The sequence below is a fragment of the Micromonospora noduli genome (genome assembly GCF_003264365.1).
In the GTDB taxonomy this organism is placed as follows: Bacteria; Actinomycetota; Actinomycetes; order Mycobacteriales; family Micromonosporaceae; genus Micromonospora; species Micromonospora noduli.
In genome coordinates, this window is record NZ_PYAK01000102.1 from 1 (window position 1) to 10112 (window position 10112).

Annotated in this window: 9 protein-coding genes and 1 riboswitch; of the genes, 3 read left to right on the top strand and 6 right to left on the bottom strand. The window is 70.9% G+C overall.

Annotated features, from left to right (window positions below):
- Nucleotides 1-673, bottom strand: a 673-nt coding sequence (locus tag GUI43_RS32365) for a DUF2332 family protein (RefSeq protein ID WP_112700601.1), incomplete at its 3' end; no start/stop codon positions are given.
- Between the two features lie 132 nt (nucleotides 674-805).
- Here GUI43_RS32365 and GUI43_RS32370 point away from each other — a divergent pair.
- Nucleotides 806-1918: an FAD-dependent monooxygenase gene (locus GUI43_RS32370; RefSeq protein ID WP_249037915.1), complete on the top strand. Its 1113-nt coding sequence runs from the start codon at nucleotides 806-808 to the stop codon at nucleotides 1916-1918.
- A 34-nt stretch (nucleotides 1919-1952) separates the two neighbouring features.
- On the opposite strand, the gene GUI43_RS32375 is transcribed toward GUI43_RS32370, so the two are convergent.
- Nucleotides 1953-2924, bottom strand: a complete 972-nt coding sequence (locus tag GUI43_RS32375) for a CU044_5270 family protein (RefSeq protein ID WP_112725297.1) — start codon at nucleotides 2922-2924, stop codon at nucleotides 1953-1955.
- A 10-nt stretch (nucleotides 2925-2934) separates the two neighbouring features.
- Nucleotides 2935-3504 carry an RNA polymerase sigma factor gene (locus GUI43_RS32380; protein WP_112700605.1) on the bottom strand — a complete coding sequence of 190 codons (570 nt, stop codon included), beginning with the start codon at nucleotides 3502-3504 and terminating at the stop codon, nucleotides 2935-2937.
- A gap of 238 nt (nucleotides 3505-3742) precedes the next feature.
- Nucleotides 3743-3824, top strand: a riboswitch (ZMP/ZTP riboswitch).
- 13 nt (nucleotides 3825-3837) lie between these two features.
- Between GUI43_RS32380 and GUI43_RS32385 the strand changes: the two genes are divergently transcribed.
- Nucleotides 3838-4737 carry a bifunctional 5,10-methylenetetrahydrofolate dehydrogenase/5,10-methenyltetrahydrofolate cyclohydrolase gene (locus GUI43_RS32385; protein ID WP_112700607.1) on the top strand — a complete coding sequence of 300 codons (900 nt, stop codon included), beginning with the start codon at nucleotides 3838-3840 and terminating at the stop codon, nucleotides 4735-4737.
- 72 nt (nucleotides 4738-4809) lie between these two features.
- On the opposite strand, the gene GUI43_RS32390 is transcribed toward GUI43_RS32385, so the two are convergent.
- Nucleotides 4810-7674, bottom strand: a complete 2865-nt coding sequence (locus GUI43_RS32390; RefSeq protein WP_373861087.1) for a vitamin B12-dependent ribonucleotide reductase — start codon at nucleotides 7672-7674, stop codon at nucleotides 4810-4812.
- 67 nt (nucleotides 7675-7741) lie between these two features.
- Nucleotides 7742-8242, bottom strand: coding sequence for a transcriptional regulator NrdR (gene nrdR / locus GUI43_RS32395; protein ID WP_091400542.1), 501 nt, complete (start codon nucleotides 8240-8242; stop codon nucleotides 7742-7744).
- A 539-nt stretch (nucleotides 8243-8781) separates the two neighbouring features.
- Here nrdR and lexA point away from each other — a divergent pair.
- On the top strand, nucleotides 8782-9567 hold the full coding sequence (gene lexA / locus GUI43_RS32400) for a transcriptional repressor LexA (protein ID WP_112586701.1): 786 nt from the start codon (nucleotides 8782-8784) through the stop codon (nucleotides 9565-9567).
- A gap of 29 nt (nucleotides 9568-9596) precedes the next feature.
- On the opposite strand, the gene GUI43_RS32405 is transcribed toward lexA, so the two are convergent.
- The coding region (locus tag GUI43_RS32405; protein WP_211326798.1) for a hypothetical protein at nucleotides 9597-10112 on the bottom strand (516 nt) is incomplete at its 5' end.

Consider the following 10112-nt stretch of genomic DNA (forward strand, 5'->3'; position numbering starts at 1 on the left):
CCAGCGCCGGCAGGTCGTCCACCAGGTCGCCGCGGACCAGCAGCGGCGGGTCGGCCGCGGCGACCGCCGCCGCGGCGCGCAGCCGGGCCCGCCGGTGGGCGTGCTCCGGCCAGATCAGCGCGTCCAACCAGGACACGTCGTCGCTGTCGGTCACGTCGAGCGGGTTGAGGTCCAGGCCGGCCCGCCACACCACCTGGGGTACGCGGGCCGGCGGCGCCAACCCGTCGGCCGCGCAGTCGAGGACCAGCTCACCGGAGCCGACCCGATGGTCGCCGTAGCGGTACGCGTACCGGTCGGGGTAGAGGCAGAGCCCGGCCGACGCACCGACCTCCAGCAGGGCGAGGGGCTGCGGCAACGCGGCGAGCACCGGCAGCAGGACCGCACACCGGCCCGCCTCGTTCGTCTGGGTCGCCCGGGTGAGCATCTGCGTCTCGATGGCCGGCCAGTGCGTCACCACGTGGTCGTGGAACGCGGCCGGGTCGTCGACCGGGCCGCCGAGCCAGCGAACGACGCCGAACAGGAGATTCGGCTGCCGCTTGGCCGGCGGAAGCCCGTCGAGCAGGGTGAGCAGGTCGTCGTCGCGGGCGACGGCCTGCGACAGGCGCTCATACGTGGGCGACACCCCGCGCGCCTCGCGGCTGCCGAACTCGGCGTACGTCTCAGCGGTCGTCATGCCTCATCGTCGCAGCCCATTCCTCGGTATTTCAGCCCCCGTTCCCGTGCGTTGGCTCACCCGCCTCGTAGAGTGCTGCGGCGGCTGGACCGCTGAGCAGCAGCTCAGCGGGGGCAACGGGGAGGACGTGTCGTGCGGGGTGACGGTATCCGGGTACTGATCGTCGGCGGGGGTGTCGCCGGCCTGGCGACGGTGGCCGCGCTACGCGAGTGGGGTGCGACTGTCGACGTGGTCGAGCGGGCACCCGGGCCGACCGACTCCGGCACCGGCATCTACCTCACCGGCAACGCGACCCGGATGCTCGACGTACTCGGTCTGGCCGAGCCGGTCGCCGACGTCTCCGTGGAGATCACCCGGCAGCGCAGCGCCAACCAGCGCGGACGTCGCCTCTTCGACATCGACGTGGCCGCGCTGTGGCAGGGCGTCGGGCCGTGCGTGTCGCTGCCCCGGGCGCAACTGCACCGGGCGCTGCTCGCCGGCGTCGGCGACACCCCGATCCGCTGGGGCCGCCAACCGGTCGCGCTCCTTGCGGAGGGCGACCAGGTCGCCGTCGAGTTCGACGACGGTGCCACCGAACGGTACGACCTGGTGCTCGGCGCGGACGGAGTGAACTCGACGGTCCGCCGGCTGGCCTTCGACGGCCAGGCCGCCCGCGACCTCGGCCAGTACGCGTACCGGTGGGTCGCTCCCCGCGTCGACGACGAGCCGGTCTGGTCGGTGCAGTTGGGGCGCGGTCGGCAGTTCCTGACCATCCCGATCAGCGCCGAGCAGACGTACTGCTACTACAACGACGGCCCGGTGGCCGACCGGCCCGGCTGGCGCGACGAGCTGGCGGCGACGTTCACCGAGCCGGTGGCCACCATGCTCAAGGCCCTCGACTACGACGACAGCACCCTGCACGCCGGGCCGAACCAGGAGGTCGTGCTCGACTCCTGGTCCCGGGGGCCGGTGCTGCTGATCGGCGACGCCGCCCATGCCACCTCGCCGAACATGGCCCAGGGCGCGGCGATGGCAGTGGAGGACGCGGTCGTGCTCGCCTCGTCGTTGGCCACCGCCGGGTCCATTGCCGAAGCCCTGCGCGGGTACGAGGCGCGGCGCCGCCCGCGTACCGACTGGGTGCTCAGCCAGACCCATCGCCGCGACAAGGCCACCGGGCTCCCGCCCGCGCTGCGCGACCTGGTGATGCGCCACCTCGGCGAGCAGATGTTCCGGTCGAACTACGGGCCCCTGTTCGTCCAGCCCTGACCGGCCGGATGCAGCCGGGCGAGCGCATCGCCGCTCACGGCAACTGGCCCGGCCGGTCGACGATTGCGATGCGGAGTAGCGCGACAGAGTCGTACAGGGACTCCTTGCCGTCGCGCACCACCGTCCCACGGCGGCCGAGGAAGACGTGGGTGTCGCGGTCGAAGAGGAAGTCCTCGTTGCCACCGATCACGCCGGGCATCCGGATCGCCACCCCATGCCGACCGGCGGCGTCCACCACGTCGCCCGATATGACGACCGCTCCGGGCTCCCGTGCCAGCAGTTCGAACAGCGCCGCCAGCGCTCGGGGTGGCACGTAGCCGCGGAGCATCCACCGCGCGGTGGTGTACACCATGCTCTCGTCCCCGTAGAGGGCCTCCTCGTCGGCTCCTTCGGGAAGATGCAGGTCGACCGGGTTTTCCCGAAGGTGTCGCAGCAGCTCGTCCGGATCGGTGGGGAGGTCGCCGTGGTACGCGGGCGGCTGGAACGCGTCGAGGTCCTTAGTGGGATCGGCGGCATCGCCCATCCGGAGCACCCGCAGCTCGCCCCACCCGTTCGGGTCGCTCTCCGGTCGGTAGCGTCCCTGCGTGTACGCGACTCCGCCGGCCGACTGCCACAGTTGGTTCCGTGTGGTCTGGTAAGGGCCGCTGTCCGGCAGGTCCCGGATCGTCACCAGGGATTCCGTGAAGACGTACTGATCGGGTCGGGCGGTGAGCTCCGGCTGTTGCCGGGCCGCGTCGGCCGCCAGATGGAAGATCTCCGACGCGCTGGCAGTCGGCGGCGGCTGGTCGCCCACCCTGATCGTCTGGACCGCCAACGCACCGGCGGTCAGCGTCACCGCCAGCCCGAACGCTCCGACGAGGCGCCAACCGCGCAGGAACCGGGTACGTCGTCCGGCGGGACGGGCCGCCGACGCCACCTCGGCCCGTTGGGCCACGTGTGCTGTCAGATCCCTGAGGAGCTGCTCCTCGAAACCCTGCGGCGACCGTTCCGTCTCGTTCATCGTCATCTCCGTCTCCTCAGGCGAGGGTGGTGACCGGGCGGGCGAGCACGGCGCGGACGACGCGGCGGGCACGATGCAGGCGGACCCGAGCGGCGACCGGTGACATCCCGAGCACTGTCGCCGCCTCCGCGACGGTGAGGCCGTCCACGGCGACGAGTTCGACGAGCGTCCGGGTGCCCTCGGGCAACTCGCTCAGCGCCCCATGGGTGCGGCGAGCCGCCGACTCGGCGTCGATCCGCTCCTCGATCCGGGCGATGTCATCGGGGCCGAGGTCCCGTCGTCCGGCCAGTCGGCCGGTGACCCGCAGTCGTTGGGCCGCCCGACGCCGCTCGTCGCCGATGACGTTGCGGGCCACCCCGTACAGCCAGCCGATCTGGCTACCCCGCTCCGGCCGATAGCCGGCCGCCGACTCGATCACCGCCAGGAACACGTCGGCGGTCAGGTCGGCGGCGAGGTGTGGGTCGTCCACCCGCCGTGCCACGAACCGACCCACCGCCTCGAGGTGCCGTCGGTAGAAGACCTCGAAGGCCACCGGATCGGCTCCGATGCCGGAAATGTCATCATCGGCTCGGCTCGGCTCATTCACAGGCCGTCCTCCCTCGTAGCCTTCACACTCCTTCTTCGTGAGGCGGAGCACGAGTGTTACCGAGCTGCCCGCCCGGCTCCGTCGGCGGCATCATCCCGACAAGCGGTATACCTCAGGGTCATAAATATGACCGTGAGGTATACCGATGTTCGGCAGCATGCCCCGGTGCGGGTCTGCCCGGCGCTGGCGGCGGCGCTGCTGGTCCAACTGGGCAACCGCCCTGGTGATGCGGCATTATCGAACCACCGGCGACTGGCGGCACGGGGATGGTGGAACCATCGGGGAGCCTCTCGCGGGCGTCGACCGCCTGGGCGCCTGCGTCGAGGAACCGTCATGACCACGACCAGCGAATCCGCCCAGCACGACACCCCACCGGGCACGGCCCGACTCCTGCCGGGTGCACCCGTCGCCGAAGCCGTCCTGGCCGAGACCGCCGCCGCTGCCGCCCGCCTGCGCAGCCGCGGGATCACACCGAGCCTCGCCACCATCCTCGTCGGAGACGACGACGCCAGCGCCGGTTACATCTCCATCAAGCAGCGTCAGGCGGCCGCGCTCGGGTTCGCCTCCCCGCACGTGCATCTGCCGGCCACCGTCACCCAGGCCGAGCTGCACCAGGCCATTGCCCGATTCAACAGCGATCCAGCCGTACACGGGCTGCTCGTGCAGTACCCAGTGCCGGGGCATCTGGACTACGACGCGGCGTTGCAGACCATCGACCCCGACAAGGACGTCGACGGGATGCATCCGCTGAACATGGGGCGTCTCGCCGTCGGCCTGCCCGGCCCGCTGCCGTGCACCCCCGCCGGCATCGAAGCCCTCCTGGCGTACTACGAGATCCCCGTCGCGGGTCGTGAGGTCGTGATCCTCGGCCGCGGCGCCACCCTCGGCCGCCCTCTGGCGATGCTGCTCGCCCAGAAGCGCCCGACCGCGAACGCCGCCGTCACCGTCGTCCACACGGGCGTGCCCGACTGGCCCCGCTACACCCGCCGCGCCGACATCCTCGTCGCCGCCGCCGGCGTACCCGGGATCGTTCAACCTGAGCACGTCAAGCCCGGCGCCGTCGTCATCGGCGCCGGCGTCCGCTACGACGGGCGGCGGCTCCTGCCGGACGTGGACGAAGCGTGCGCCGAGGTCGCCGGCGCCATCACCCCCCGGGTCGGCGGGGTCGGTCCGACCACCGTCGCGATGCTGTTCCGCAACGCCGTACGCGCCGCCGAGCGAGCGAACCAGTAACCAGCGGAGGGCGGAAACGCCGCGAGCGCGGCAGGTGGTCCCTGCCGCGCTCGCGGGTGGTGCGGTGGTACGTCAGCTGCAGCCGCTGGTGGAGCCGCAGCCCTCGCAGACGTAGCAGCTACCGGCGGGCCGCATCTTCGTGCCGCAGGTGAAGCAGAGCGGCGCGTCGGCGGCCTTGCCGATCACGGCCTCCAGCAGTTCGGTGCTGGAACCCACGCTCGGAGCCGGCTTGGCGGCGGCCACGTCGGCCATCTCCTGGGCCGGCTGGGCGACAGCCTCCGGCTTGGCCGGGGTCTCCACCGGCGCGGACGACGCCATCGCGGTGAGCTCGGCGCCGGTGACGCCGGCGGCCTCCGCGTCGGCCTCGGCCCGCAGCTGCGCGGCCCGCTCCGAGGCGGTGAAGATGCCCAGCTCGGCGCGACGCTCGTAGGGCAGGAAGTCCAGCGCCAGGCGACGGAAGATGTAGTCCATCACCGAGGCCGCCATCCGCACGTCCGGGTCGTCGGTCATGCCGGCCGGCTCGAAGCGCATGTTGGTGAACTTGCTGACGAACGTCTCCAGCGGCACGCCGTACTGCAGGCCGATGCTGATGGCCACCGAGAAGGCGTCCATCACGCCGGCCAGGGTCGAGCCCTGCTTGGACATCTTCAGGAAGACCTCACCGAGGCCGTCGTCCGGGTAGGACGACGCGGTCAGGTAGCCCTCGGCGCCACCGACGGAGAAGCTGACCGTCTCGGACGGGCGCTTCTTCGGCAGGCGCTTACGCACCGGCCGGTACTCGATGACCTTCTCGACCGTTGCCGGCGCGGTCTCGACGGCGGCCGGCTCGGTGGCCTTGTTGGACTTGGCCACCGAGAGCGGCTGGCCGACCTTGCAGTTGTCCCGGTAGATCGCCAGCGCCTTGAGGCCGAGCTTCCAGCCCTCGAAGTAGATCTTCTCGACGTCCTCGACGGTGGCCGCCTCCGGCATGTTGACCGTCTTGGAGATGGCGCCGGAGACGAACGGCTGGATGGCCGCCATCATCCGCACGTGACCCATCGGGGCGATCGTCCGCTCCCCCATGGCGCAGTCGAAGACCGGGTAGTGCTCCGGCTTGAGGCCGGGGGCGTCCACCACGTGGCCGTGGTCGGCGATGTGCTCGACGATCGCCTCGACCTGCTCCTCGGGGTAGCCGAGGCTGCGCAGGGCGCGCGGCACCGTCTGGTTGACGATCTGCATCGAGCCGCCACCGACCAGCTTCTTGAACTTGACCAGCGCCAGGTCCGGCTCCACGCCGGTCGTGTCGCAGTCCATCATGAAGCCGATCGTGCCGGTCGGGGCGAGGACGCTCGCCTGCGCGTTGCGCCAACCGTTTTTGTCGCCGATCTTGTTGCCCTGGGTCCACTGCTTGGTCGCCTCGCGGACGATCGCGGTGGCCACCGGGCTGGTCGGCTTGATCTCGTCGTTGGCCGCGGCGTGCTTGCGCATGACCCGCTTGTGCGGCTCGGCGTTGCGGGCGTAGCCGTCGTACGGGCCGACGACGCCGGCCAGCTCGGCCGAACGGCGGTAGGCGGTGCCGGTCATCAGGGACGTGATCGACGCGGCGACCGAGCGGCCCTGGTCCGAGTCGTACGGCAGGCCGGTGGCCATCAGCAGGGCGCCCAGGTTGGCGTAGCCGATGCCGAGCTGCCGGTAGGCGCGGGACGTCTCACCGATCTTCTCGGTCGGGAAGTCCGCGAAGCAGATCGAGATGTCCATCGCGGTGATGACGAACTCGACGGACTTGACGAACTTCTCCACCTCGAAGCCACCGTCGGCGCGGAGGAACTTCATCAGGTTGAGCGAGGCCAGGTTGCACGAGGAGTTGTCCAGGTGCAGGTACTCCGAGCACGGGTTCGACGCGGTGATCCGCCCGGTCTCCGGGCAGGTGTGCCAGTCGTTGATCGTGTCGTCGTACTGCAGACCCGGGTCGGCGCACTCCCAGGCGGCCTGGGAGATGGTGCGGAACAGCTTCTTGGCGTCGACGGTGTCGATCACCGAGCCGTCCAGCCGGCCGCGCAGGTCGAAGCCCTTACCGTTCTCGACCGCCGACATGAACTCGTCGGAGACGCGGACCGAGTTGTTGGCGTTCTGGTACTGCACGCTGACGATGTCGGAACCGCCGAGGTCCATGTCGAACCCGGCGTCACGCAGCGCGCGGATCTTGTCCTCCTCGCGCGCCTTCGTGACCACGAACTCCTCGATGTCCGGGTGGTCCACGTCGAGGATGACCATCTTGGCCGCCCGGCGGGTCGCGCCGCCGGACTTGATGGTGCCGGCCGAGGCGTCCGCGCCGCGCATGAAGCTGACCGGGCCGGAGGCGGTGCCGCCGGAGGAGAGCAGCTCACGGGACGAGCGGATGCGCGACAGGTTGACTCCGGAGCCGGAGCCGCCCTTGAAGATCAGCCCCTCCTCCTTGTACCAGTCCAGGATCGAGTCCATCGAGTCGTCGACGGCCAGGATGAAGCAGGCGCTGACCTGCTGCGGCGACGGCGTGCCGACGTTGAACCAGACCGGCGAGTTGAAGCTGAACACCTGGTGCAGCAGCATCCAGGTCAGCTCGTGCGCGAAGACCTCGGCGTCGGCCGGGCTGGCGAAGTAGCCGTACTCCTCACCCGCCGTGCGGTAGGTGGTGACCACCCGGTCGATCAGCTGCTTGAGCGACCACTCACGCTCCGGGGTCCCCACCGCTCCCCGGAAGTACTTGGTGGTCACGATGTTGGCCGCGTTGACGCTCCACGACTCCGGGAACTCCACCCCACGCTGCTCGAAGTTGATCGAACCGTCCCGCCAGTTCGTCATCACGACGTCACGGCGCTCCCAGGAGACCTCGTCGTACGGGTGGACCCCCTCGGTCGTCCACACCCGCTCGATCTTCAGCCCCGCGCCTGCCTTGCTTCGTGAACGGCTAGTTGTCACGCCGTCGCCCCCCTCGTCTGCGCGGTCACCCACCGCGCGTCCCAATCTCTTGAAAAACCGTGAAGACTCAGCTGGTACGGCCGGCGGCCTCAACCGCATCGGCCCGGCCCTGCTCCCGGGCTCGCGCCGCGGCCCGCAACGTCTCGATCTCGCGCTCGAAGTCGGCGAGCGAGTCGAACGAGCGGTAGACGCTGGCGAACCGCAGGTAGGCGATCTCGTCCAGGTCGCGTAGCGGACCCAGGATCGCCAGGCCCACGTCGTGGCTGGGGATCTCGGCGGCCCCCTTGGCCCGGACCGTCTCCTCCACCCGCTGCGCGAGCAGTGCGAGTGAGTCGTCGTCCACCGGCCGGCCCTGGCACGCCTTACGCACCCCGCCGATGATCTTCGTGCGACTGAACGGCTCGGTCACCCCGCTGCGCTTGACGACCGCGAGGACCGCCTCCTCGACGGTGGTGAACCGCTTGCCGCACTCCGGGCAGGACCGCCGCCGTCGGATGAGCTGACCGTCGTCGGCCTCCCGCGAGTCGACCACCCGGGAGTCAGCGTGCCGGCAGTACGGACACCGCATCGCCCACCTCCAAATAATGATCAACTGCGAGCGGACCGGACACCCCCGGGCACGACTCACCACGACGGGGCCACCCTCGGATGACGCCCGCCGTGATCAACGTTACGGGAGTGCGGTCGGTAGTCAGACCCAACCTGTAGGCAACTTACGCCCGTGTCACTACTACATCTAGGGGTCGACCGTATGTCGCTGGGGAAGCCGGGTCAAGTTGGCCGGCGTGTCCGGCGCGTCACGGACCATCCGGTCATCCACGCATCGCACAACGCCCGAAGACCCAACGTCACGATGCCGCCCGGGTTACCGGCCAGCCGGCCGAACACGGCCGGAAAATGGTCCAGGATCGAACACCAGTGCTACCTGACGTACCATTTATCAGAACATCCGTACGACCGGAGCGCTTTTTCACCCCGACACGCCGGTGAGAGGTCGTACAGATGTTTGAAAATGACTGATCTCACCTATACGGTCATGAACAACGTGGCACCACCGCACGCACCACGAGCCGACGAGGCACCCAGCGCCGACCAGGGAGGACGGACGTGACCGAGGACCGGGCCAGCCGGCCGAAGAGCCCGCAGCAGATCACCGAGGCGGGCCCCCCGGCCACCCGACGCCGCAGCGCCGCGCGCAGCCGGACGGGCCAGCCCGCCGTGCGCGCGGTCACCCCGGTGGTCAGCACCTTCCCCGACCCGGCGACGGTCGACCTGACCGCCCGCCAGCGCCGCATCCTGGAGTTCATCCGCAACTGGGTGGAGCGCCACGGCTACCCGCCGAGCGTCCGCGAGATCGGCGAGGCGGTCGGCCTGGTGTCGCCGTCCAGCGTCGCCTACCAGCTCAAGGAGCTGGAGAAGAAGGGCTTCCTCCGCCGCGACCCGAACCGGCCGCGCGCGGTGGACGTCCGCGCCCCCAGCGAGGCGATCGACGACGAGCTGTCGAGGGCACAGCGGCCCACCCCGGCGTACGTGCCGATGCTCGGTCGGATCGCCGCAGGTGGGCCGATCCTCGCCGAGCAGGCCGTGGAGGACATCTTCCCGCTCCCCCGCGAGCTGGTGGGTGAGGGTGAGGTCTTCATGCTCCAGGTCAAGGGTGACTCGATGCTCGACGCGGCGATCTGCGACGGCGACTGGGTGGTCGTCCGGCAGCAGCCGACCGCCGACTCCGGCGAGATCGTGGCCGCCATGCTCGACGGCGAGGCGACAGTGAAGACCTACCGGCGGCGCGACGGGCACGTCTGGCTGATGCCGCAGAACCCGGCCTTCGACCCGATCCCCGGCGATGACGCCACCATCATGGGCCGGGTCGTGGCGGTGCTGCGCCGGATCTGACCGATCGGCGGGTGGGTGCCCGACGGCGCTCACCCGCACCGCTCGTCATTGGCCGGTGAGCGCCTCAGCGTCCGATCAGTAACGGTCGCCTCGGGGACCGCGACCGCCCCCGGGATACTGCCCGTACGGGTCCACGGGCGCGTCGTCGTCGCGTCGCCGGCCGGGCCGCTGAGCCCGGTAGTCGGGCTCCTGCCCTCCGCGCCGGGGCGGCTCCGCGCGACCGGGCTGACCGCCGTCGCCGCCGTACACGCCACCGCCAGGACGGCCACCGCCGCCCTGCGGACGGCCAGCGCCACCAGCCGGGGGACGACCACCGCCACTGGCCGGAGGACGACCACCGCCGCCAGCCGGGGGACGTCCGCCGCCACCGGCCGGAGGACGACCACCGCCGCCAGCCGGGGGACGTCCTCCACCGCCGTAGACGCCAGCACCGCCGCCGTCCGGTCGCGGCGCACCGTAGCCACCGTCAGCCGAGGGCGGCCGGCCGCCACCGCCGTACACGGCTCCACCCGCCGGGGCCGGGCCACCGCGACCCGCACCACCCG